The 21,961-nt window shown below is 36.4% G+C and carries 26 protein-coding genes and 1 riboswitch; of the genes, 12 read left to right on the top strand and 14 right to left on the bottom strand.

Annotated elements, in window-relative coordinates; genetic code table 11:
* Positions 1 to 63 precede the first annotated feature (63 nt).
* Positions 64 to 315 (top strand): membrane protein insertion efficiency factor YidD, encoded by a 252-nt coding sequence (gene yidD / locus IW15_RS04695; protein WP_034709616.1) that lies wholly within the window; start codon positions 64 to 66, stop codon positions 313 to 315.
* Positions 316 to 757: 442 nt separating this feature from the next.
* On the top strand, positions 758 to 1,606 hold the full coding sequence (lgt, locus tag IW15_RS04690; RefSeq protein ID WP_034709873.1) for a prolipoprotein diacylglyceryl transferase: 849 nt from the start codon (positions 758 to 760) through the stop codon (positions 1,604 to 1,606).
* A 79-nt stretch (positions 1,607 to 1,685) separates the two neighbouring features.
* Here lgt and IW15_RS04685 read toward each other — a convergent pair whose 3' ends face one another.
* On the bottom strand, positions 1,686 to 3,203 hold the full coding sequence (locus IW15_RS04685; protein WP_034709615.1) for a bifunctional ADP-dependent NAD(P)H-hydrate dehydratase/NAD(P)H-hydrate epimerase: 1,518 nt from the start codon (positions 3,201 to 3,203) through the stop codon (positions 1,686 to 1,688).
* 253 nt (positions 3,204 to 3,456) lie between these two features.
* Here IW15_RS04685 and mscL point away from each other — a divergent pair, with 253 nt between their 5' ends.
* Complete coding sequence (gene mscL / locus IW15_RS04680) at positions 3,457 to 3,837, top strand: large conductance mechanosensitive channel protein MscL (RefSeq protein ID WP_034709614.1); 381 nt, start codon at positions 3,457 to 3,459, stop codon at positions 3,835 to 3,837.
* A gap of 48 nt (positions 3,838 to 3,885) precedes the next feature.
* Here the strand turns inward: mscL and IW15_RS04675 are convergent, their stop codons facing one another.
* From IW15_RS04675 to IW15_RS04665, 3 genes are all read right to left on the bottom strand, one after another.
* Positions 3,886 to 4,845, bottom strand: coding sequence for a D-2-hydroxyacid dehydrogenase (locus tag IW15_RS04675; RefSeq protein WP_034709613.1), 960 nt, complete (start codon positions 4,843 to 4,845; stop codon positions 3,886 to 3,888).
* Positions 4,846 to 4,935: 90 nt separating this feature from the next.
* Entirely contained in the window at positions 4,936 to 5,340 is a 405-nt protein-coding gene (locus tag IW15_RS04670; RefSeq protein ID WP_034709612.1) for an LNS2 domain-containing protein, read from the bottom strand.
* A 191-nt stretch (positions 5,341 to 5,531) separates the two neighbouring features.
* On the bottom strand, positions 5,532 to 5,948 hold the full coding sequence (locus IW15_RS04665; RefSeq protein ID WP_034709872.1) for a carboxymuconolactone decarboxylase family protein: 417 nt from the start codon (positions 5,946 to 5,948) through the stop codon (positions 5,532 to 5,534).
* A 60-nt stretch (positions 5,949 to 6,008) separates the two neighbouring features.
* Here IW15_RS04665 and IW15_RS04660 point away from each other — a divergent pair, with 60 nt between their 5' ends.
* The 4 genes from IW15_RS04660 to gcvT all read left to right on the top strand — a co-directional run bounded on the left by IW15_RS04660 (position 6,009) and on the right by gcvT (position 9,097).
* Positions 6,009 to 6,887 carry an AraC family transcriptional regulator gene (locus IW15_RS04660; RefSeq protein ID WP_034709611.1) on the top strand — a complete coding sequence of 293 codons (879 nt, stop codon included), beginning with the start codon at positions 6,009 to 6,011 and terminating at the stop codon, positions 6,885 to 6,887.
* A gap of 141 nt (positions 6,888 to 7,028) precedes the next feature.
* On the top strand, positions 7,029 to 7,538 hold the full coding sequence (idi, locus tag IW15_RS04655) for an isopentenyl-diphosphate Delta-isomerase (protein WP_034709609.1): 510 nt from the start codon (positions 7,029 to 7,031) through the stop codon (positions 7,536 to 7,538).
* A 3-nt stretch (positions 7,539 to 7,541) separates the two neighbouring features.
* A complete protein-coding gene (locus IW15_RS04650; RefSeq protein ID WP_117584541.1) occupies positions 7,542 to 8,012 on the top strand; it encodes a hypothetical protein in 471 nt (156 codons plus the stop codon).
* A gap of 8 nt (positions 8,013 to 8,020) precedes the next feature.
* Positions 8,021 to 9,097, top strand: coding sequence for a glycine cleavage system aminomethyltransferase GcvT (gene gcvT / locus IW15_RS04645; RefSeq protein ID WP_034709607.1), 1,077 nt, complete (start codon positions 8,021 to 8,023; stop codon positions 9,095 to 9,097).
* A gap of 197 nt (positions 9,098 to 9,294) precedes the next feature.
* Here gcvT and IW15_RS04640 read toward each other — a convergent pair whose 3' ends face one another.
* Positions 9,295 to 9,648, bottom strand: coding sequence for an arsenate reductase family protein (locus tag IW15_RS04640; protein ID WP_084681362.1), 354 nt, complete (start codon positions 9,646 to 9,648; stop codon positions 9,295 to 9,297).
* A gap of 118 nt (positions 9,649 to 9,766) precedes the next feature.
* On the opposite strand from IW15_RS04640, the gene IW15_RS04635 reads away from it, so the two are divergent.
* From IW15_RS04635 to IW15_RS04620, 4 genes are all read left to right on the top strand, one after another.
* On the top strand, positions 9,767 to 10,237 hold the full coding sequence (locus tag IW15_RS04635; RefSeq protein ID WP_034709606.1) for an acyl-CoA thioesterase: 471 nt from the start codon (positions 9,767 to 9,769) through the stop codon (positions 10,235 to 10,237).
* 35 nt (positions 10,238 to 10,272) lie between these two features.
* A riboswitch (Fluoride riboswitch) is annotated at positions 10,273 to 10,340 on the top strand.
* A gap of 31 nt (positions 10,341 to 10,371) precedes the next feature.
* Positions 10,372 to 11,679: a voltage-gated chloride channel family protein gene (locus IW15_RS04630; RefSeq protein ID WP_185097414.1), complete on the top strand. Its 1,308-nt coding sequence runs from the start codon at positions 10,372 to 10,374 to the stop codon at positions 11,677 to 11,679.
* A gap of 148 nt (positions 11,680 to 11,827) precedes the next feature.
* Positions 11,828 to 12,700 carry a LysR family transcriptional regulator gene (locus tag IW15_RS04625; RefSeq protein ID WP_034709605.1) on the top strand — a complete coding sequence of 291 codons (873 nt, stop codon included), beginning with the start codon at positions 11,828 to 11,830 and terminating at the stop codon, positions 12,698 to 12,700.
* A 240-nt stretch (positions 12,701 to 12,940) separates the two neighbouring features.
* Positions 12,941 to 13,876 carry a YeiH family protein gene (locus IW15_RS04620; protein ID WP_117584546.1) on the top strand — a complete coding sequence of 312 codons (936 nt, stop codon included), beginning with the start codon at positions 12,941 to 12,943 and terminating at the stop codon, positions 13,874 to 13,876.
* A gap of 103 nt (positions 13,877 to 13,979) precedes the next feature.
* On the opposite strand, the gene IW15_RS22305 is transcribed toward IW15_RS04620, so the two are convergent.
* The 9 genes from IW15_RS22305 to IW15_RS04580 all read right to left on the bottom strand — a co-directional run bounded on the left by IW15_RS22305 (position 13,980) and on the right by IW15_RS04580 (position 20,762).
* The gene (locus IW15_RS22305) at positions 13,980 to 14,174 is read right to left on the bottom strand and encodes a hypothetical protein (protein ID WP_084681361.1); all 195 of its coding nucleotides are present in this window, start codon (positions 14,172 to 14,174) and stop codon (positions 13,980 to 13,982) included.
* A 288-nt stretch (positions 14,175 to 14,462) separates the two neighbouring features.
* On the bottom strand, positions 14,463 to 14,657 hold the full coding sequence (locus IW15_RS04615; protein WP_034709603.1) for a hypothetical protein: 195 nt from the start codon (positions 14,655 to 14,657) through the stop codon (positions 14,463 to 14,465).
* Between the two features lie 167 nt (positions 14,658 to 14,824).
* The gene (locus IW15_RS04610; RefSeq protein WP_034709602.1) at positions 14,825 to 16,072 is read right to left on the bottom strand and encodes an MFS transporter; all 1,248 of its coding nucleotides are present in this window, start codon (positions 16,070 to 16,072) and stop codon (positions 14,825 to 14,827) included.
* Positions 16,073 to 16,146: 74 nt separating this feature from the next.
* A complete protein-coding gene (gene rny, locus IW15_RS04605; RefSeq protein ID WP_034709601.1) occupies positions 16,147 to 17,718 on the bottom strand; it encodes a ribonuclease Y in 1,572 nt (523 codons plus the stop codon).
* Between the two features lie 233 nt (positions 17,719 to 17,951).
* Entirely contained in the window at positions 17,952 to 18,239 is a 288-nt protein-coding gene (locus IW15_RS04600) for a cell division protein ZapA (protein WP_034709600.1), read from the bottom strand.
* Positions 18,239 to 18,541: a hypothetical protein gene (locus IW15_RS04595; RefSeq protein ID WP_034709599.1), complete on the bottom strand. Its 303-nt coding sequence runs from the start codon at positions 18,539 to 18,541 to the stop codon at positions 18,239 to 18,241. The genes IW15_RS04600 and IW15_RS04595 overlap by 1 nt, the downstream gene beginning before the upstream one ends.
* A 137-nt stretch (positions 18,542 to 18,678) precedes the next feature.
* The gene (gene porT / locus IW15_RS04590; protein WP_034709598.1) at positions 18,679 to 19,461 is read right to left on the bottom strand and encodes a type IX secretion/gliding motility protein PorT/SprT; all 783 of its coding nucleotides are present in this window, start codon (positions 19,459 to 19,461) and stop codon (positions 18,679 to 18,681) included.
* 3 nt (positions 19,462 to 19,464) lie between these two features.
* Positions 19,465 to 20,196, bottom strand: coding sequence for a bifunctional demethylmenaquinone methyltransferase/2-methoxy-6-polyprenyl-1,4-benzoquinol methylase UbiE (gene ubiE / locus IW15_RS04585; protein ID WP_034709597.1), 732 nt, complete (start codon positions 20,194 to 20,196; stop codon positions 19,465 to 19,467).
* The gene (locus IW15_RS04580) at positions 20,193 to 20,762 is read right to left on the bottom strand and encodes a hypothetical protein (RefSeq protein ID WP_034709596.1); all 570 of its coding nucleotides are present in this window, start codon (positions 20,760 to 20,762) and stop codon (positions 20,193 to 20,195) included. The genes ubiE and IW15_RS04580 overlap by 4 nt, the downstream gene beginning before the upstream one ends.
* A 102-nt stretch (positions 20,763 to 20,864) precedes the next feature.
* On the opposite strand from IW15_RS04580, the gene IW15_RS04575 reads away from it, so the two are divergent.
* The gene (locus IW15_RS04575; protein WP_034709595.1) at positions 20,865 to 21,932 is read left to right on the top strand and encodes a 3-oxoacyl-ACP synthase III family protein; all 1,068 of its coding nucleotides are present in this window, start codon (positions 20,865 to 20,867) and stop codon (positions 21,930 to 21,932) included.
* Positions 21,933 to 21,961: the final 29 nt, after the last annotated feature.

Genomic DNA, 21,961 nt, shown 5'->3' with positions numbered 1-21,961 from the left:
CTGCCTGAAACTTCTAACAAATTTAAACTAATTTTCATTTTTTTACCCTATTTTTGCATTGTTTTGAAACTTACATTCAATAAAATCATTACTTTTCCGCTGGTAATTTTAATAAAATTTTACCAATGGTTCATCTCGCCGTTACTTCCTAAAAATTGCCGTTATGAGCCTACCTGTTCGCATTACATGGTGAAAGCGCTGCAGGTTCATGGGATATTTAAAGGATTCTGGCTGGGAATCAGAAGAATTTCAAAATGCCATCCCTGGGGTGGAAGCGGTTATGATCCCGTACCTCCAAAGAAATTAAATCAGTAAACCAACTATTAAATAAATAGAAATGAGTCATATTTTTTTCAGAATTTACCTCGTCGTATTTGTATGCGTCACTCAGTGTTTTTTTGCACAGGAATATCCCGGAGGCTTATCTGACGGAACTCTAAAAGTAAATGAAACCGCTCTTCCCGTAAAGATTTATTCTACTACAGAAGCAGGTGATCTTAATGCTTTTCCCGACAAAACTACCGAAAATAATGTTTTGGTTATTTTGAATGAATCAAGTTTTGAACCTTCTTTTTATAGCTTCACAGCAGGAACTCTTGCAAAATATAAAGCTTCAAAATATCAGTTGTTAGATAAAAACTTCAAACCGATCGGCAACCAGATTACAGGAGATAATATCAAAAACTTTAAGTATGCTGTAAAATCCAACAAGCAGATTACCGCTAATGATCATGTAACCCTTGAAACTCCTTTTTCCATCTGGGATCCTTCCAAAGGTATCCAGCTTGGTCCAATTACTTTACATTTCTACAGTTTAATGTTTGTTCTTGCTTTTGGTCTCGGTTATGTTATCATGAGTAAAATCTTTAAAATAGATAATGTTAACCAAAAATACCTGGAGCCTCTTTTTACCTGGACTTTAATTGGAACGATCCTTGGGGCGAGACTGGGACATGTTATTTTCTATCAGCCGGAATTATTTAAAGAAGATTTCTGGAGTGTATTTTTACCAATCAGCACCAAAAACGGCTTAAAATTCACCGGATTTTCCGGATTAGCAAGCCACGGGGCCACTATAGCAGTTATTATTACTACATTATATTATTCGTTCAAGATCATCAAGAAAAATCCTTTATGGGTTCTGGACAGAGTAGGAATTGTTGTAGCGTTGGGCGGCACTTTTGTAAGATTAGGAAATTTCTTCAACTCTGAAATCATAGGAAAACCGATTGATCCAACTTCTCCGTTTGCCATACTTTTCCCGCAACAGAGCAGTGAATACGGCGCTACGGTTCCCCGCTATCCTACTCAGCTATTCGAAGCATTCGGCTATATCTGTCTGTTTGTTTTGTTATGGATACTTTACAGAAAAACAAGTAAAAAATATCAGCAGGGATGGCTTTTCGGACTGTTTTTTATCATTCTTTGGGCCATCAGATTCTTTGTAGAATTCTTAAAAATGCCTCAGGGTGATGAGTTCATTCAAATCGGTGGATTGAATACCGGACAGGTACTTTCTATTCCGTTTATGATTGCAGGAGTTATCATTATGTTTATGTCGAATAAATTTAAAATCACTCAGGCTGAAAACGAAAAACCAGACTAGTACACATCTTCATTGAAGACGATCTATAAAAAAGGCAAATTTGCGATGATGCAAATCTGCCTTTTTTCTTTCCCATATGTTAGAGCTTTATGGCCGTCATTTTATGAAGCTCTTCAAAAACATTTCCAAATTCATTGATTACATCGGTAGGAAGCATCGACTCCTGCGAATGCTTTTCAGCGGCAAGATCGGCTGCCCTTCCATGAAGCCACACTCCCAGAATACAGGCATCTTCCTCAGAATATCCCTGAGCCATGAGAGAAGTGAGCAATCCTGTAAGAATATCTCCACTTCCACCCTTTGCAAGGCCCGCATTTCCTTTTATATTATAGAAAACGTTTCCTTCGGGAGTAACCACCTGGGTGTGATGGTCTTTTAATACAATATAAACATTCAGTTCTTTTGCTTTTTTCCGGGCTAATACAAGTCTTTCGAAAGAATCTACGGTACTTCCAAACAACCTCTCAAATTCCCTAGGATGTGGAGTTATAATGGATTTTTTAGGAATCATTTTCAAATTTCCTTTAGCTTTTGAAATCATATTTAAAGCATCAGCATCTAAAACCAAAGGTTCAGAATAATTTTTCAGAAATGATAAAAATGCTTTTTCTGTTTCAGGGTGGGTTCCCAAACCTGGACCAATTCCGCAAACAGCGTCTTTTTCCATATCAAAATGGTCAACATACTGATTTCCCCCTTCTAGAAACATCGCTTCCGGGCATGAAACCTGGAGGATGTCGTATCCGCATTTCGGAGCCAAAGTGAAAGTCAGGCCGGCACCGGTTTTCAAAGCTGATCTTGTAGCCAGTACTGCTGCACCTATTTTTCCATAGCTTCCACCACTAATCACCACTTTACCATACGTTCCTTTATGTGAAAAATCTTTTCTTGGTTTGAAAATATGCTTAACCAAGTCATCATCAATCACAAAATCATTCGTTTCTGTCGCTGAAATATATTCCCTGCTCAACCCAATGTCTAAAATGATAACTTTTCCGGCATATGGCCCTGTTTCAGGGTGAAGGAAACTTTTCTTCCAGGATTGAAAGCTCAATGTATAATCAGATCTTAAAACCGTAACTCCCGCATCAGAAAAACTATCTGCAAACAGTCCTGAAGGAAGATCAATGGAAATCTTAACATTTTCTTTTAAATTGATCTGATTAACCAGCCTTTTATAGATTCCTTCCAACGGTCTGGACAGTCCTGTTCCAAAAAGAGCATCAATAATCAGCGTTTTGCTGTCAAAATGATACTGATCGATCTCTTTAAATTCCCTGATCGAAATTCCGGAGACATCTTTTAGTCTCTTAAAATTAACCAATGCATTATCTGAAAACTTCATTTTGGGATCCTGTACAAATATATCCACATCAAACCCTTTCAGATAAAGCATTCTTGCGACTGCAAACCCATCCCCGCCATTGTTTCCGTTTCCGCAGAAAACAGCACATTTTCTATGATTCTTACAGTTCTCGGAGATCCAGTCTGCACATGCCAGTGAAGCTCTTTCCATCAATTGTACGGAAGATATAGGTTCGTGGGAAATTGTGTATTGATCACAACGGCGGATCTGTTCTGCAGTGAAAATTTTCATGATTAATCGTAAGTTTTAAGCAAATTACAAAAGATTTTTCTAATATTATCTACCTGTAATCTATTCCATGTGAAAATCTTCCTGTTCCGTTGTGCTTTAAAACAGCTTAAATTTAAATTCATTACTCAAATAAAATACAAGATCAATTATCCATTAATTCATTCTGTATCGAATAAAAAAACCTTAAAATTTCGCGTTTTTTACATTTTTTAATTATATTTTTGTGTATATACTAATTAAAAAAATATAAATTATGGGATTTGTTACTGAGTTTAAAAGTTTTGCTTTTAAGGGCAATGTGCTTGATTTAGCTGTCGGTGTTATCATTGGTGCAGCTTTTGGAAAAATTGTTTCTTCTCTGGTAGAAGACGTTATTACACCATTACTCCTAAATCCAGCATTAAAAGCTGCTGGTGCAGAAAACATTTCTAAACTTTCCTGGAATGGCGTGATGTATGGGAATTTCCTTTCTGCAATCATAAGCTTTTTATGTATCGCCTTGGTTCTTTTCTGGATTATAAAAGGAGCAAATAAAATTAGCAAAAAAGAAGATCCGGCTCCGGCAGGACCTACAGAAGACCAAAAATTATTGATGGAAATCAGAGATTTGCTGAAAAGTAAAAACACTATATAATATAAAAACACCTCAATTGAGGTGTTTTTTATTTTTATCTGATTCAGATTAATGGATCTGTAAAATGCTGGAGATCTGTTCTGCTAAAGAAAGACCGATTCTATCCTGAGCTTCCATCGTTGAAGCGCCGGTGTGGGGCGTCAAAGAAATTTTAGAATGCGTAAGAATATCTTTAGAAGGTGTTGGTTCGTTAATGAATACATCCAATCCTGCAAATCTTACCTTTCCGGAATCAAGAGCTTCTATTAATGCTTTTTCATCAATCACTCCACCTCTTGAACAGTTTACGACAGCAACGCCGTCTTTCATGATATCAAATTCATTTTTACCAATCATATATCCGTCTTTTTGAGCCGGAACGTGAAGGGTAATAAAATCTGAATGCTTCAAAACGTCCTGTAAAGGCTCAGTTTCAATATCTACGTTAATGAACTGATTGTTATAGAATTTTACTTTAATGCTTGCTCTTCCTATATTATTATCAGCAGCGATTACTCTCATACCAAGTCCTAAAGCAATTCTTGCCACCTCCTGTCCGATTCTCCCCATCCCTACAATACCGATGGTTTTCCCTCTTAATTCAATCCCTGCAGCATATGCTTTTTTAAGACCTGAAAACTCTGTATCCCCTACTACTGGCATTTTCCTGTTGGAATCCTGTAAGAATCTTGCTCCTGAAAACAGATGTGCAAAAACAAGTTCAGCAACCGATTCTGAAGAAGCTGATGGTGTATTGATCACATGAAGTCCTTTTTCTCTTGCATAATCTACATCGATATTATCCATTCCTACTCCTCCTCTTCCGATAATTTCAATCGAAGGACAGCCATCAATAATATCTTTTCTTACCTGTGTAGCACTTCGTACCAGTAATGTACGGATCTTGTGTTCATTAATGTAATCTACCAAAAACTCCTGCGGAACTTTTGCAGTAATCACTTCAAATCCTTTCTCAGTTAATGCATCAATCCCAGATTGATCCAAGCCATCGTTTGCTAAAATTTTCATAAATACAATTTATATTTAAAAATTAAAGAGATTTAAAGAGTAAAAAAATCCTTGTGATTTCTTATTCCTTAAATCTCTCCATTATCTGTTTTAATCTTCTTTAAAAACTTCGATAGTAACCTGCTTTTCTACCAAATCCGTAAATTTCCCTTTGTATCTTGTAGCTCGCACAAGGTGGTTGTCGATCCAGTGGTAGTTTCCGCCTCTTGGTTTTCCGCACAGTACGCTGTGGTATTTAAAACCATGCTTATCCAGCCAGTCTATTGTAATTTGTTTTAGATTTTCTGTTCTTGAAGTGAAAAAGCAGATCTGGTGTCCCTCGTCATACCATTTGTTCACGGTTTCCAAAGCATCCGGATAAGGTTCACAGGTAACCATTCTTTCTGGTTCTTCATTGGGAACATCATCTGTAATGGTTCCGTCAATATCAATTAAATAGTTTTTTACCCCGTCCTTAAGAATTGGACTTATATGCTCATTATATTCTAATTCCATCCATAAAAAATTGAATTGCAAAGTTAAGGTTTTTACATGTAAAGAAATCATTAAACTTAGTTTATATTGATTTTTAACATCATAAACATGCATTTAATGGATAAATTAAACATTTACCTTGCTATTTCTGCAATTATGGTTAAAATTTTTCATTTTTTATCCTCAAATTTCAATATAAAATTATGTAGAGGCTAAAATTTATCACCCAAACTTATCCGCAGCCTGTTCAAAGCATTCATTAGGGAGATACTGGCAGTTAATTCTACGACTTCTTTTTCTGGAAACTCTTGCTGCAATTCTTTAAGAATATATTCTGTTTCCTCTGTCAGATTCGTTACTGCGTCAGCCCATCTTAATACCAGGACCTGTCTGGTACTGAATGAAACAGAATGTTTATATCCGGGAATTTTATCTATTAAAGATTGTTCAAGTCCCATTTCCCGCAATTCATTGGAGTGAAAGCTGCAGCAATATGAGCATCCGTTTAACTGGGATATTCTTAATTCGGCAAGGGCGATAAGCGCGTTATCCATTCCGGAATTTCTGATACTTGTATGTGCCTGATACAAATGCCCCACTGTTCTTTTTGAAATTTCTTTATAATCCATACTTTTTTTTGACAAAGTTAGCGGTACGGCCATTTTTAAAAGAGTATAATAAACGGATCATTGAGTAAAAATAAAAGATTTACTTTTGCAAATCCAGACTTCACAGGAATGAACCACATACAGGAACTTATTGAAATAGAAATCACTGAACTTACAGAGTGGCAGGACAGATTCCGTACAAATAGCTTTTTTGAACTGGTATTCATTCTTAAAGGAAAAGGAATTCAAAGTATGGAGTATAAAACCCGGAATTACCAAAAAGACGATTTTTTTCTTCTTCCTTACTCCAAATGTCATGCTTATGAAATTACAGAGCCAACGACATTTTTGTTCATCCGGTTCACAGAGCATTATTTTAAAAATCTCAACAATACATCCATAGATTATCTGCAATGGTACAGCAGGCTTAATTATATTATCGGTTTTTATGATTTCAGTACCGGACTGCCTGTTGCGGATGAAAAAGATAAAAATCTGGTGAAGAAACTGTTTGAAATCATTTGGAATGAAAAAGCAAAGCCTTCAGAATATTCAGAAACCGTCACAGCCAATAGCTTGTCTTCCTTGCTGACCATCATCAGCTCAAAGTTGAATCCGGAAGTGTCTCAAAAAAATGACAGTAAATTTTCGGAGATTATTCGACACATCAATCAAAATATTATTGATGAAAACAAACTATCTGTTGTTTATCTTTCCGAGCGCTTCAATATTTCCAACAAATATTTCAGTGAGTATTTTAAAAGAAACAGTCATGAATCATTGAAAGAATACATTCAAAAAACAAAACTTCAGATTGCCGTCAACAGAATACAATGTACACAGACCCCTCTTCAGGAAATCGCCTGGAGTTTGGGTTTTACCGATGGAAGCCATTTAAATAAATCCCTGAAAAAACATTTTGGACTGACTGCATCTTTACTAAGAAAAGCGAAAAAATAGGATTAGTATAGTATATTTTAATGGCATTACTCAATGAAAAACACCATCATCAGGGCCTCTGGTTAGTCTCAGTATCGCTTTCGGATATGATGTTTCCCCAAAAATTTCCAAAATACATTTATTAAACTTACATTTGTAGAAATGGAAGAATTCGTAGTTTTAGTAACTCCTGAAGATGAAGTTTTGGGTCTGATGGAAAAACAGCAGGCTCACATCAATGGTTTGCTGCACCGTGCATTTTCTGTATTTCTATTCAATAGCAAAGGCGAAATGCTGCTGCAAAAAAGAGCTTCGGGAAAATACCACTCTCCCAACCAGTGGACCAATGCAGTATGCTCACACCCCAGAGAAGGGGAAACCTATCTTGAAGGCGCTAACCGCAGATTAAAAGAAGAACTGGGAATTGAGGCTGACCTTTCAGAAAAATTCAATTTTATCTATAAAGCAGACGTCGGCAAAGGCCTTTGGGAGCATGAGCTCGACTATGTTTTTATCGGAAATCATGAAGATGAGTTTCAATTGAATAAGGATGAAGTGGAAGAAGTGCGATATATTTCCATGGCCGATCTGGATACAGAAATAATGAATTCCCCTGAAAATTTCACAGAGTGGTTTAAAATCATTCTTGAAGAATATAAGCACCATTTTTAAGTGATGAAGAAAACAGCATTAGTAATAGCTTTTGCATTGGGAAGCTTTGCCTTTGCCCAAAAAGCACAGAGTTTTGACAGCTCCAATTATTCCATCAACATTCCCGAAGGATGGAAGTCTACCAACGACAGTGATATTATCAACATTTTTCCTACCAGCGAAATCGGAGCAATTACGATTTCGGAATATCACGATTTAGACCTTCCAAAGGCAGAAATGAAAAAATTTATTCTTGCTCTTTATCAGTCTAAGGAAGAGGAACAAAAGGTAAAAGAAAACAAAGGTAAAAAAGGATATACAGAATATTTTTACGAATATTTTGATGAAAAAGAAAAACTTTTCTGGATCACCAGGGCTTTCCAGAAAGATAAAGATCTTTATCTGGTTTCCATCAACTGCGGACAGAAATACTGGAACGGAAACTATATGAACCTTTTCAACGAAACTTTCAATAGTTTTAAAATAAAGAAATAAAAATTAATATGAAGAAAACGGCCTTGTACGACAAACACGTCTCTTTAGGAGCTAAGATCGTACCTTTTGCAGGTTATGAAATGCCTGTGCAATATTCCGGAGTAACGGAAGAGCATTTTGCAGTAAGAGAAAAAGCAGGATTATTTGATGTTTCCCATATGGGACAGTTTTTTGTTGAAGGTCCGGAAGCTAAAGATTTGCTGCAGATCGTTACCACGAATAACGTTGATGCTTTAGAAAACGGAAAAGCTCAGTACACTTGTCTTCCAAATGAAAATGGAGGTATTGTAGATGATTTGATCGTTTATAAAATTGAAGACGGAAAGTATTTCGTAGTGGTAAATGCTTCTAATATTGAGAAAGACTGGAACCACATTGTAAAGTTCAATAAATTCGATGCAGTTCTTACAAATGCTTCCGATGATATGTCTTTACTGGCAGTACAAGGACCAAAAGCTACTGAAATCCTTCAAAAGCTTACCGATATCAACCTTTCTGAAATTCCTTATTATCATTTCACTATAGGATCTGTTGCCGGAGTAAATGATGTTATTATTTCCAACACAGGATATACGGGAAGCGGAGGTTTTGAAATTTATTTTAACAATGATAATGCTGAATTGCTTTGGGACGAAATCATTAAGGCAGGTCAGCCTGAAGGAATTATTCCATGCGGATTGGCAGCAAGAGATACGTTAAGACTTGAAAAAGGTTTCTGCCTTTACGGGATGGATATCGATGATACCACTTCACCTATTGAAGCAGGATTGGGCTGGATTACGAAATTTGATAAAGATTTTGTGGCCAAAGATATTTTTGCCAAACAAAAAGAAGAAGGGATTACCAGAAAACTGGTTGGTTTTGAACTTCAGGATAAAGGGGTTCCAAGACATGACTACCCTGTTGTAGATGCAGAAGGAAACGTCATTGGAAAAGTAACTTCCGGAACGCAGTCTCCTATGAAAAAGATCGGTCTGGGATTGGCGTATGTAGACAAGCCACATTTCAAATTGGGTTCTGAAATATTTATTCAGATCAGAAATAAAAATATTCCAGCTAAAGTAGTGAAAACTCCTTTTGTATAACTGAATATAAGATCATATACAAAAACCCGCTGACCATTTCAGCGGGTTTATTTTTTTATTTTTATGAAAAACAGGCACGCATAACATTTCATCCCAACCTAGCCATTTATATTGAAAATAGTATATAATTACACCCTATTTTCTGCTAATGATTGTTATATTATTGATGCTATCATTACATAAAAACTAGTGTTGAATTAATTTTTTCCAAAAAAAGATTCCAACTCGGAAATATTCTTTTTGTCATTTCCAACAAAAACGTGGGTATCGGTAAGGAAAACCGGACGCTTTAAAAATGTATAATGATCAAGAAGTAATTCTTTATAATCTTCCTCCGTCAAAGTTTTCACATCGATTTCTCTCAGTTTAAGCTGAGTAGATTTTTTACTGAATAATGCTTCATAAGACCCTGTATGCTTATACATTGCTTCTAATTCTTCTTCCGTGATAGGATCTTTTTTGATCTCGCGAAGCTCCCAGTCTTTAAGGCTGAACTTTGCTAATATTTTTCTGCAGGTATCGCAGCTATTAAGATGAAATACTTTTTTCATTATTATTATTGAATTTCTATTATTACACAAATGTAACCTTTTAAAAGTTGATACATCTAAAGTCGTATTTATCTGAAGTTTAAAAATTATTAAATATCTTTATTCAAATTTTATAAAAATGCAGAACAAACCTATTACCTTCCAATTTATTTCAGAGCCTTCAGATGTCAATTATGGAGGAAATGTACATGGAGGAAGTGTTATGAAATGGATTGATCAGGCTGGCTATGCCTGTGCTACAACGTGGAGTGGGAATTATTCTGTAACGGTGTATGTGGGAGGCATCCGTTTTTATGAGCCTATAAAAATCGGTGAAATCGTACAGGTTGAAGCCCAGGTTATTTATACGGGTTCTTCAAGTATGCATATTGCCATTAATGTTTTTTCAAGAAATCTGAAACAGCCGGTTTTCGATAAAAAAACCCATTGCATTATTGTTTTTGTTGCGGTGGATGAAAATGGTAAAAAATTACCGGTCCCAAAATGGATTCCGGAAACCGAAGAGGAAAAGCAGCAGGAAAAATATGCTAAACGCCTTATGGATCTCAGAACACAGATTGAAGACGAAATGAAGCCATTTATAAAGTAAACGGATTGGTTTTTCATCGGTTATCATAATATTTGCAGGATCAAGGAAATGGTGTTCTTCCTTCCCCAACCGCTTTACAAAAGCTGATGACGCCTGATTAACAGATTATTAACAATAACTGATCAGGAATTATTATGTTTAAACCTCAACGAAATTTAAGTAAAACAATATCAGTGTACACCCGGTTTTTCTTTAGAAAATTTCCGGCAATTCCGTCTATTGCAAAATGGCTGTGCATCAGTATCATCATCGGTTTACTGGTAGGAACGGTATCTGCCGGCTTTCTGCAGTCGCTGCAATGGGCCACTGATTTCAGGGAAAATCATATCTGGGTTATTGCTTTTCTTCCGGTTGCTGGTTTTTTGATAGGCCTTTTATATTACCGCCTTGGCAAAGATATTGAAGCTGGGAACAATCTTCTGATCGACAGCATTCATGATCCTAAAGAAATTATTCCGTTCAGGATGGCACCTTTTGTCTATCTTGGAACGATGGCTACACATTTTTTTGGAGGTTCTGCAGGCCGTGAAGGGACTGCTCTTCAAATGGCTGCTGCCATTGCAGATCAATTGAGCAAACCTTTTAAACTCAACAAAGAAGAAAGAAAGATACTCCTTATTGCTGCCATCGCTGCAGGTTTTGGGTCTGTATTCGGAACTCCGCTGGCAGGTGCCGTTTTTGGCCTTGAAGTATTTTTAATCGGAAGAATTCGTTATAATGCTATTTTTCCGGCTTTTGCATCTGCCATACTCGCCGATTGGGTAACAGATCTCTGGCAGGTAAAACACACCCATTATCATATTGATCTGGTTCCTAAACTTGAGTTTCTACCTATTTTATACAGTATTTTGGCTGGTATCGCTTTCGGAATCTGCGCAGCAACATTCAGCAGATCTATTCATTGGGCCGGTTCGGTTTTTAAATCAAAAATTAAGTATCCTCCCCTGCGTCCTGTTGTTGGAGGTATCCTGGTCGCGGCGGCAGTTTTCGCAATGGGAACAACGAGGTACATCGGACTGGGAATCCCAGTCATTATAGAATCTTTTGAACAACAGCTTCCCCTATATGATTTTGCCTTAAAAATGATCTTTACGATCGTAACCCTTGCTGCAGGTTTTAAAGGTGGTGAAGTGACCCCACTGTTCTTCATTGGAGCTACTCTTGGAAGCGGCCTGTCACTTTTTATCCCACTCCCTTTCGGTTTACTGGCCGGTATGGGATTTGTTGCTGTATTTGCAGGAGCCACGAACACTCCATTAGCCTGTATCCTGATGGGAATTGAACTGTTTGGAGCGGAATCCGGGATTTACATTGCTATTGCCTGCGTGGTTTCTTATCTGCTTTCCGGACACAACAGTATTTATACAAAACAAAAAATTGGGGAACCCAAAAACAGCAGATATGGAAATCATCAGAATAAAAGTATGTCTGATATTGGGTGAAAAATTATAGATGTTAGATATCAGATCTCAGACTTTAGATTCATAAATATGGGTTTACATTTAGATTGATAAGTTCTATATTTTGTTCTCATCCATACATCCGGAAATTATTTATTTTTATTAAGTTCATTTATTTACACTTATACCAATGTTTGATTACAGATTAAAAGTTTTTCATACCGCTGCTGCCAGACTGAGCTTTACAAAAGCTGCAGAAGAACTGCATATTTCCCAACCCGCTGTAACCAAACATATCAAAGAGATTGAGAATCAGCTGAACACCAAATTATTTGACCGAAAAGGGACTTCCATCCAGCTCACTCAAAGCGGAAAAACCTTGTATGGATATGCCGAAAAAATCCGCAATCTGTACCGGGACATGGAGTTCGAAATCGGACAGATCAATCAACAGCATAAAGGAAAACTGATTATTGGAGCCAGTACAACCGTTGCACAATATATTCTTCCCGAGATTTTAGCAAAATTCAATACGTATTATAAAGACATTAAAATTGAGCTCCTTACCCATAATACGGAAGATATTTCAGAACTATTGAAGCAAGGCAAGATCGATCTGGGTATCATTGAAGGTGAGTCACAGTCTTCTTATTTTGATTATAAAATTTTTAAGCCTGACGAAATCGTTCTGGTCGCAAAAGCAGACCATCCGCTGGTCCATAAAAATCTGATTGTAAAAGATCTGTATACCCTGAACCTGATTTTCAGGGAACAAGGTTCAGGAACCCTGGAGTTTATCCAGAACCGTCTGAAAGAAAAGGGCATTCATATCGATGAACTGAATACAGTCATGCATCTGGGAAGCAGTGAAAGTATTAAAAATTATCTCCTCCATTCCGACTGTATGGCGTTCTTATCAATCAGTACAGTCCTGAATGAATTGAAATACAATTCCTTAACCATTATCGACATTAAAAATTTCAGTATTGAAAGAAATTTTCATTTTATCCTTCCAAAAGGCGAACAATCTGAGCTGATTAGGTTCTTTTTGTCTAAAGTGTGATTTGTCGTTGGCTGTCAGTTGTTAATTTTGGGTTTTTAGTGTTTGGTTTTTAGTGTTTAGGCTGTGCGTTGAATTGATAGCCTTATGTCTGATGTCTAGCATCTTGATTCTTTGCTCTAAAATTTCATTTCTAAACTTCTATTTTATCCATAACTAAAAGTTATTCTACATAACAAAATACAATATACTTTGTAATAATAAATTGCGGAATTTTGAAGAATGATTTCAAAACTTCATCCTATGAAATATTTCATTCAAAATGAAAAGTCTCAAAGAATACTATTTATCCTTTTGGCACTTCTGTGCCTTACTCCATTAGTTTCCTCTCCTATTGCACTGGCACTTGGTTTTGCACTGGCAGTTTGCATCGGAAACCCATTTGAAAAGCATCTTCACCGGTATATTCAGCTGCTGCTTCAGATATCGATTGTAGGATTGGGTTTCGGACTTAAGCTGAATGAAGCACTCCATGCAGGAAAAACAGGATTTACTTTGACCGTCATGAGTATTATTACGGTTATGGTACTAGGCTATTTTTTAGGAAATTTTTTTAAGCTGGAAGGAAAATTATCCTATCTTATTTCTGTTGGAACTGCCATCTGTGGCGGAAGTGCCATTGCGGCTGCTTCTCCGATTATAAAACCCAGCACCAAACAGATTTCTTTGGCACTCGCTATTATTTTTACCCTGAATTCTATTGCTCTGTTTGTTTATCCTGCCATTGGACATTTATTACATCTGTCTCAAGAACAGTTTGGGCTTTGGTGCGCGGTGGGAATTCATGATACAAGCTCTGTAGTCGGGGCAGCGGGAAAATATGGAAATGAAGCGCTAAAAATAGCAACGACAGTAAAATTAGCCCGTGCTTTATGGATTATTCCGGTATCTCTGATTACCATGTTTATTTTTAAGAATAAAGAAACCAAGATTAAAATCCCCTGGTTTATAGGATGGTTTATAGTGGCAATTGTTTTAAATACTTATTTTCCTGTCTTTGAAACGATCAGTACAGCCATCACCAATATCGCAAAATCCGGCCTCAATCTTACTTTATTTTTTATTGGTTCCAGCCTTTCAATAGAAACCTTAAAAACGATTGGTATAAAACCGCTGGCGGTTGCTGTACTTCTTTGGATAACCATAAGTATTGGAAGTCTTTTGTTTATTATTCATTAAAAACAACAGAAGCCATTTGACATTCAAAAGGCTTCTGTTTTATTAAATGTGGAAATGTTTATCTGGAAATAATTAAGTTAACGAAACGAAAGACGGTTGACCGTTACACTTCGTTACAAGTATATACTTGAGGGCAGGCAATGTATGAAGAACAGTATTTAGGGCCCGTTACAGCACCTGAACAACTGCATCCACACAGTGACAGATCAGGATTGATAAATTGAGTTCCGCCTCCAACAATCTCTTTAAGATCGGCTTTCTTTAGCTTTTTAGCGTTTTTAAAAATAGTGTTTGACATGTGATTTGATTTTTGGTGTTAATAATTTGTCTTACTTCTCAAAAATAATAAAAAAATACAGTATTAACAAAAAATTCAACAATAAAACAAATAATAAATACCTTTATTTAAATTATTAATCAAAATTAATATCCATATTACACCTTAATTAAATACAAATTTTAAAAAATCAATTATTATTTTTACATCAACTTCAATGCTGACATTACATATAATAAATAACCCCTCTGAAATCAAAGGGATTATTATTATTTACATATCGAATTATAGGTCTACGATAACATTATTTTAGATATTCGTACCACATGTGTATACCTGTGGGCATCCGAAATACGTTGAGCAATATTCCGGACCTGTTACGGCACCTGAACAGCTGCATCCGCATAGAGACAGATCCGGCTTGATTTTACCGATTCCTCCTACGATGTTTTTAAGATCTTCTTTCTTTAATTTTTTAGCGGTTTTAAACATGTTGTTTGTCATGGTTTTTAATTTTTAGTATTAATTATAGTTTTAGTTACTTCCCAAAGTTAAACAATTATCTATTATACAAAGCATAATTGATCGGTCTTTTTATTAATTTATTAGTATTGTTTCAGTCCATATGGGGTCAACAAAAAGCATATTGAAGTATTTCTTATATAATTCATCTACTCTGTAAAATCCAGATCTTTGTTATGGGTTTCTGAAATGGTAAAAGATGAATAGAATGCGAGGCCAAAAACAACGGCTCCCACCACTGCTGCACTCACGATCACAGAGAAGTTGTTTTTAAGATGATCAAAAGAAAAAATCATCACAGGCACTAAGCCTCTAACCATATTAGGAACTGTAGTGGTAGCAGTATTTCTGATGTTCGTACCGAACTGCTCTGCTGCCAGGGTGACGAACATCGCCCAATATCCTGTTCCCAATCCAAGCCAGACACAAAAGATATAATACTTGGTTTCTGTATCCGTATTTCCGAAAAGCATTATAGCCGCACCAACCAGCGTAAAGGCCAGCATATAAAAAATCGCCATTTTTCTGGATTTTAACAGATGAGAGATAAAACCACTTAACAGATCACCGACAGAGATGCCTACATACGCCCACATAATTGCTTTACCCGGGTTGATCTCTTTTATTCCCATTTCAGGCGCAAATTGATTGGCTAATACCGCCAGAATCCCAATACAGTACCAGGTAGGCAATCCTACTGCAATACATTTCAGATACCGTATCAGCCTGTCCTTATTGGTAAAAAAAGACAGGAAATTACCTTTGGAAAGAGATTGGTGGTCTATTTTTTTATAAATCCCGGATTCTGAAACGCTTATTCGGAGAAACAGAAGCATTATCCCCAGTACTCCCCCGATGATATAGGAAATATTCCATCCGCCTGCCAATTGTACGGTCAATTGGGCAACGACCGCTCCCATTAGTCCAAAGCCCGCAACCACCGAAGTTCCTATTGCTCTTAAATTTTTAGGAAGACTTTCGGAAACCAGTGTAATTCCCGCCCCTAATTCTCCTGCTAAGCCGATCCCTGCAACAAATCGTAATCCGGCATAGGAATATACCAAATGTTCTTTTGGAAAGTACGGTAAAAATCCACAAGCTATATTAGCCAGAGAATACACCAGGATAGAACCGAAAAGTACTGAAAGACGTCCTTTTTTATCTCCAAAAATTCCCCAAAAAATACCACCTATCAAAAGTCCTACCATCTGACAGTTCAGGATAAAGGTACCATCAGCGTCAGGATTGAGGCCTAAAGCCTTTAAGCTGGGAATCCTTACAATTCCAAATAAAAGGAGGTCATAGATGTCTACAAAGTATCCCAGCGCAGAAATAATAACCGGAATTGAAAAAATATATTTCAGTTTTGAAGACAAAGGTATTTCAGTCGTTGACATTTTTTAAATTTTGATAAAAATAAAAAACCTTTCAATTACTTGAAAGGTTTTTATAAAATATCTTGATCCGATTATTATCTTGCAATATTTACGGCTCTTGTCTCTCTGATTACCGTTACTTTAACCTGTCCCGGATAGGTCAATTCATTTTGGATTTTTTCTGAAATGTCGTAAGATAACTGAGAAGCAGTTTCGTCATTTACTCTTCCGCTTTCTACCATCACCCTCAATTCTCTACCTGCCTGGATCGCATAAGCACTTGATACTCCTTCAAAGCTTAATGCTGCCGCCTCAAGGTCTTTCAAACGCTGGATATAAGATTCCAGTACCTGACGTCTTGCTCCAGGTCTCGCTCCTGAAATAGCATCCGCCACCTGAATGATCGGAGATAGTAATGAAGTCATTTCAACTTCGTCGTGGTGAGCTCCAATAGCATTGATCACCTCAGCATTTTCACCGTATTTTTCAGCCCACTGCATTCCTAATAAAGCGTGAGGAAGTTCAGATTCCTGCTCAGGAACTTTTCCTATATCGTGAAGAAGACCTGCTCTTTTCGCTAATTTTACATTTAATCCTAATTCTGCAGCCATTGTCGCAGCAATATTAGCTACCTCTCTTGAGTGTTGAAGCAGGTTCTGTCCATAAGAAGAACGGTATTTCATTCTTCCTACAATCTTGATCAATTCCGGGTGAAGACCATGAATTCCAAGATCAATAATGGTTCTCTTTCCAACTTCAATAATTTCCTCTTCGATTTGTTTTCTTGTTTTTTCTACAACTTCTTCAATTCTTGCAGGGTGAATTCTTCCATCGGTAACCAATCTGTGGAGTGATAATCTCGCAATTTCTCTTCTTACCGGATCGAAACATGAAAGAAGGATCGCTTCTGGAGTATCATCTACAATAATCTCTACTCCTGTGATAGCCTCCAATGCACGGATATTTCTCCCTTCTCTACCGATAATTCTACCTTTTACTTCATCAGATTCGATGTTGAAAACAGATACTGAATTTTCAATAGCCTGTTCCGTTCCAATTCTCTGAATCGTCTGAATAATAATTTTTCTGGCTTCACTTTTAGCGTTTAACTGCGCTTCTTCCATGATGCTCTGTACATGTGCCTGAGCTCTTGTTTTAGCTTCTGCTTTCATGGATTCTACCAACTCAGCTTTAGCTTCTTCAGCGGTATAATTAGATATTCTTTCAAGAATTTCAACTTTTTTATTGGTAATGGAATCTAATTCCTGCTGCTTTCTATCTAAGGCTTCATTTTTCTTGGCATAATCAGCAATCTGCTTATCCAGGTCTTTTTCAAGTTTTCCTGTTTTGCTCAGTTCGTCGTTTACCTTGTTTTCTTTATCCTTAATTCTCTTCTCTCCTTCCTGCATTTTTCTTTCTCTTGACTGAATGTCTGCATCGTGTTGAGACTTCAATTCAAGGAATTTTTCTTTGGCCTGAAGGTTTTTTTCTTTCTTTATGGATTCGGCTTGTACGTTCGCTTTTTCTATTAAATTTTCGGCATTTTTCTTGGCATCATCTATAATAAATTTAGCTTTAGTATTCAGTGAACTTTTAGAGGATAGCATCCCTAAAACTGCACCTACTACTAAGCAGATCACGCTTATAATAATAGCGGTTGTTGTCATAATATATATTGAGTTTTAATTGTCATCATAATCATATTTATATAAAAAAAGCCCACAATAATTCAGGGATTGAGAGTAAACTCCTAATCAACACGATTTGAACTGATTTCCACTGTCTGTAATCCGGGAATCCGGCACGCCATTCGATGGACATTTGTTCGGTTATTGCTTAGCGTTGAGTTTACCTTAAATGTGTTAGAACTATTGTAGGCAGAACTTTTGGGAAAAAATATCTATTTCCCGTTTTCATCCAGTGACCGATTAATTTGCGTTAATCTTTCGTTGGTTGAATGTATATTTTTTTCGTAATTGAGAGAAACTACTTCCGCGTTGGTCCCCAGTTTAAGGGCACACATCGCCAAAGCATCCTGTTTATCTCTAACATCGAAGTTTTGTTCAAAATCTTTAATCATATTCTCTATCTGCTTCCCTACTTTACGCAAAGTTTCCTCCTCTGCTGCCGGTACGTTCAGCGGATATACTCTTCCAGCAATGTTTACGGTTATTCTTCTTACCTCCATTATAATCCACTGTTTTGAAGCTGAGCAATACAGAAATCAATCTCTTTCACTAATCTGTTAATATGATTTTTCATCAACCTATTGTGTTCAGGATTTCCTGATATTGCTGAATAAAGTTTTATATTTTTTTGTTCTTCTGCTAATACCTGATTTTTCCGCCTCTCTTCATCGTACTTCTTCTTCAGATCTTCATGTTCAGCATTTAGTTCTGATAATTTTTCAGCAAGACTTTTATAATTCTTTTGTAAATTCCAAATCTTTTTTTCTAATTCTGAAAAATTGTTTTCTAAATCTTGAAGCATTTCAGGTTTTGTATATTCTAACTAATAGCAAAAATAAAAAAATATTGACATTAATAAAAATAAAACGCTCTATATTTTAGTATCTATACAAAAAAGGAGGTGCAAAAGCACCTCCTTTATATTTTAAGTCCTATTTTTTATTCAAATTTTAACATAAAAAATACAGCTCTGGTCTGTAATGTAGATACTGCAGACGTCCAATAAGGAGGCGTTGTTGCATTATCTGCCACTTTTTCGTTGTTCATAAAGAATGTTCCTCTGATGGCTGGGGTCAGTTTAAATTTATTGAAATATAACTGGATTCCCATTTCAGCAGACCATGCAAAATTATGCGTAGTAGACCTGAAAACCTGCTGCATGTTATCATCAGTAGAGTCTGAATTCGACTGAAGATTAACAATATAGTTCACCCCTGCTGCCACATATGGTCGTGAGTTGTACCATCTCTGACCATGAAGTTCTAATAATACAGGAATGTCTACCAGAGTAGATTTGATTTCTCTTACTCTGTCTTTGTCCGTTAACGGAATTGGGATAAAAGCAGGATTGGTCAAAGTTCCAGCCGCGTACTGATCATTCGACTGTGTATTAAAAGTCAATTGCCTCTGAGCAAATTGTAAGCCTGGTTCCATTCTTAGATCCAGATAGTCGCTCAGTCTCCACTTACCGATAAGTCCGGCACCAAAACTGTAGCTTTCTTTGGATGTAACAAGATTCTGGTTACCATTCATACCGTATCTCGGGTTTAAGACAATACGATAGTCTAGTTTATTGCCGTTCAAATAAAAACCCCAACTGAATGTCTGTTCGTCGAAATCTTCCAACTTATCCATTCTGTTTCGGGTTCTGAATTGCGCATCTGCAAAAATGGCAATATTTACTGAGGCTAAAACCAGTGCTTTTAATAAAAATTTATTCATAGGTTACTTTGTTGCTTTATAAATTGTGGCTATACCTAAACTTAGTTTTTTATATTCAACTTTCTTAAATCCTGTATCCAAAAGAATTTGTTTCATCTTCTCCCCGAAAGGAAATGCATTTACAGAATCCGGAAGATATGTGTATGCCCTATTATCTTTAGAGATCAATCTGCCGATGGCAGGTAATACGTTTTTGAAATAAAACATATAAAATGGTCCTAAAAACCCCTCAACCTTTGAAAACTCCAGTATGTAAACACTCTTGTTATCTTTAACTACTCTTCTTAACTCTGCTAAACCTTTTCTAAGATTTTCAAAATTCCTCACTCCAAATGCAACGGACACAGCATCAAATCTATTTTCCTCAAAAGGTAAATTCTCCGCATCCCCCTTTTGCATGGAAATTTTGCCGTCTAAATTAAGTTTTTTTATTTTAATAACGCCAACATTTAACATTTGTTGCGATAAATCTAAACCAATTACTTTTGCATTGGTTCCTTTTTCAATTGTGATGGCCAGATCCCCCGTTCCTGTAGCCACATCCAGCACTTCTTGAGGGTTGTCATTTTTCATCCATTTGACCAGCGTATTTCTCCACAAAACATCAATTTTCATGGATAAAACATGATTTAAAAGGTCATATTTGGGTGCAATGTTGTCGAACATATCCTCTACCTGGCTCTTCTTGGGAGCTTCAGAATTGTAGGGAGTTACTTGGTTGATATCTTTTGTCAAAACTTATAATATTCTTTATAATAATTAAGGTAATCTTGTTTTCTGAAAATCTTGGATCTTGATTCTACCTGCTGTATATTCTTGATAAGCTTGTCATAATCTTCATCTACATTATAGTAAAAATCTTCAGTGTAGAGTTTATTGAAGCGTTTTGCCCCTCCAAAATATTCCTTCCCGTCAATGACGGTTTTATCAAGGTTCAAAAGTAATGAATCTTTTTTAAGATTATACCCATAATATTGGCGGTTAACATAATAATCCTGATGGGCAATGTTTAAAAGTCCGCGGATTTTATTCACTTCAAATGCAGAATCATACAGCATTTTCTTATTCTGGTCAAAAACTTTAATGGAATTTTTTCCCTGTTTCAGGTCTACATGCACATACTGGCCTGCTGAAATAATGCCCTCAGAGCCATTATTAATCTTATAATAGTACGTATTGGGTGTAGGGTTGTCTACCAGGAAATAATTTTTCTTTGCTAAAAAAAGGAAGTAGATCCCAAAGGCAGCGATAAACACCACAACAGCAACAAGTAAGCCTTTTAAGGACGGATTATTTTTCATAGGTTGTACAATACAAGTTTTGCAAATTTAATAATATTTTTAATTTTTCGTTATTAATATTAATTATTAACTTTGCGTCTTTAAAAAAAATCAAATAAACGAATGCCGAATACAATCATTATTGGTTCTGGATCCTATATTCCTAATAGAGTTATTGGTAGAGACTTTTTCATGAATTCTGAGTTCTACACAGAAGATGGCGTGAAAATCGAAAAGCCTGCTGAAGAAATTATTTCAAAATTCGTGGAAATTACAGAGATAGAGAACAGAAGGTTCATAGAAGACGATCTTTCCAACTCGCAAATCGGTTACGAAGCTGCCAAAATTGCTATTGAAGATGCAAAGGTAGACGGAGAGGAACTGGATTATATTATTTATGCCAGTAATTTCGGAGAGGTTACGATAGACGGATATGTAAACTTCATGCCCAATATGGCAGCGAGGGTAAAAAATAAGCTTGGAATCAAAAACAGAAAATGCATCACCTATGATATGATTTTCGGTTGCCCGGGCTGGGTAGAGGCTATGATTTTAGCCGACAACCTGATTAAAGCTAAAGCAGCTAAAACAATCCTTGTGATTGGTGCTGAAACATTAAGCCGCGTTACAGATCCGCATGACAGAAACAGAATGATCTTTGCTGACGGTGCAGGTGCAGTCGTAGTAAAAGCTACTGACGAAGAGAATGTAGGAATTATTGCCCATAATACAATCTGCGACAACGGTCCGGAATTGTGTTACCTGGAAAATGCATCTTCCATCAATGCAGATGCCGATCAGAAACGTCTTTTTGTAAGAATGCAGGGAAGAAAAATCTATGAGTACGCCCTTAAAAACGTACCTGTAGCCATAAAAGAAACCATTGAAGATGCTGATCTTTCGATTCAGGATATCAATAAAATATTGATCCACCAGGCTAATGCTAAAATGGATTATGCAATGATTGAGAGACTTCATAGACTTTATGATGTGAAGGACTATGATCATTCAATCTCACCAATGACGATTCAGGAATTTGGAAATTCTTCTGTAGCGACTATTCCTACCATGTTTGATTTAATAATTAAAGGAAAAATGGCAGGTCAATCGTTTAAAGATAAAGGTAACATTGTGATGACTTCGGTAGGTGCCGGAATGAATATCAATGCTATCGTTTACAGATTTCCTTAAAAATATTTTAATTAACAAAAAATATAAAA

Origin of the sequence: Chryseobacterium soli, from assembly GCF_000737705.1 — a bacterium.
Classification (GTDB): Bacteria; Bacteroidota; Bacteroidia; order Flavobacteriales; family Weeksellaceae; genus Chryseobacterium; species Chryseobacterium soli.
Note: the sequence above shows the minus strand (reverse complement) of the source record. Positions and strands in the feature narration are given on the sequence as shown.

What these genes read in the sequence shown, in the direction of transcription:
- rny (WP_034709601.1), bottom strand. Translation starts at nt 17,718, where the DNA reads ATGACAACAACCGCTATTATTATAAGCGTGATCTGCTTAGTAGTAGGT.
- IW15_RS04685 (WP_034709615.1), bottom strand. Translation starts at nt 3,203, where the DNA reads ATGAAAATTTTCACTGCAGAACAGATCCGCCGTTGTGATCAATACACA.
- IW15_RS04630 (WP_185097414.1), top strand. Translation starts at nt 10,372, where the DNA reads ATGTTTAAACCTCAACGAAATTTAAGTAAAACAATATCAGTGTACACC.
- IW15_RS04580 (WP_034709596.1), bottom strand. Translation starts at nt 20,762, where the DNA reads ATGAAAAATAATCCGTCCTTAAAAGGCTTACTTGTTGCTGTTGTGGTG.
- IW15_RS04665 (WP_034709872.1), bottom strand. Translation starts at nt 5,948, where the DNA reads ATGGATTATAAAGAAATTTCAAAAAGAACAGTGGGGCATTTGTATCAG.
- IW15_RS04640 (WP_084681362.1), bottom strand. Translation starts at nt 9,648, where the DNA reads ATGAAAAAAGTATTTCATCTTAATAGCTGCGATACCTGCAGAAAAATA.
- IW15_RS04635 (WP_034709606.1), top strand. Translation starts at nt 9,767, where the DNA reads ATGCAGAACAAACCTATTACCTTCCAATTTATTTCAGAGCCTTCAGAT.
- IW15_RS04620 (WP_117584546.1), top strand. Translation starts at nt 12,941, where the DNA reads ATGAAATATTTCATTCAAAATGAAAAGTCTCAAAGAATACTATTTATC.
- IW15_RS04615 (WP_034709603.1), bottom strand. Translation starts at nt 14,657, where the DNA reads ATGACAAACAACATGTTTAAAACCGCTAAAAAATTAAAGAAAGAAGAT.
- IW15_RS04625 (WP_034709605.1), top strand. Translation starts at nt 11,828, where the DNA reads ATGTTTGATTACAGATTAAAAGTTTTTCATACCGCTGCTGCCAGACTG.
- IW15_RS04670 (WP_034709612.1), bottom strand. Translation starts at nt 5,340, where the DNA reads ATGGAATTAGAATATAATGAGCATATAAGTCCAATTCTTAAGGACGGG.
- IW15_RS04675 (WP_034709613.1), bottom strand. Translation starts at nt 4,845, where the DNA reads ATGAAAATTTTAGCAAACGATGGCTTGGATCAATCTGGGATTGATGCA.
- mscL (WP_034709614.1), top strand. Translation starts at nt 3,457, where the DNA reads ATGGGATTTGTTACTGAGTTTAAAAGTTTTGCTTTTAAGGGCAATGTG.
- IW15_RS04610 (WP_034709602.1), bottom strand. Translation starts at nt 16,072, where the DNA reads ATGTCAACGACTGAAATACCTTTGTCTTCAAAACTGAAATATATTTTT.
- IW15_RS04575 (WP_034709595.1), top strand. Translation starts at nt 20,865, where the DNA reads ATGCCGAATACAATCATTATTGGTTCTGGATCCTATATTCCTAATAGA.
- IW15_RS22305 (WP_084681361.1), bottom strand. Translation starts at nt 14,174, where the DNA reads ATGTCAAACACTATTTTTAAAAACGCTAAAAAGCTAAAGAAAGCCGAT.
- IW15_RS04650 (WP_117584541.1), top strand. Translation starts at nt 7,542, where the DNA reads ATGAAGAAAACAGCATTAGTAATAGCTTTTGCATTGGGAAGCTTTGCC.
- idi (WP_034709609.1), top strand. Translation starts at nt 7,029, where the DNA reads ATGGAAGAATTCGTAGTTTTAGTAACTCCTGAAGATGAAGTTTTGGGT.
- IW15_RS04600 (WP_034709600.1), bottom strand. Translation starts at nt 18,239, where the DNA reads ATGGAGGTAAGAAGAATAACCGTAAACATTGCTGGAAGAGTATATCCG.
- porT (WP_034709598.1), bottom strand. Translation starts at nt 19,461, where the DNA reads ATGAATAAATTTTTATTAAAAGCACTGGTTTTAGCCTCAGTAAATATT.
- IW15_RS04595 (WP_034709599.1), bottom strand. Translation starts at nt 18,541, where the DNA reads ATGCTTCAAGATTTAGAAAACAATTTTTCAGAATTAGAAAAAAAGATT.
- gcvT (WP_034709607.1), top strand. Translation starts at nt 8,021, where the DNA reads ATGAAGAAAACGGCCTTGTACGACAAACACGTCTCTTTAGGAGCTAAG.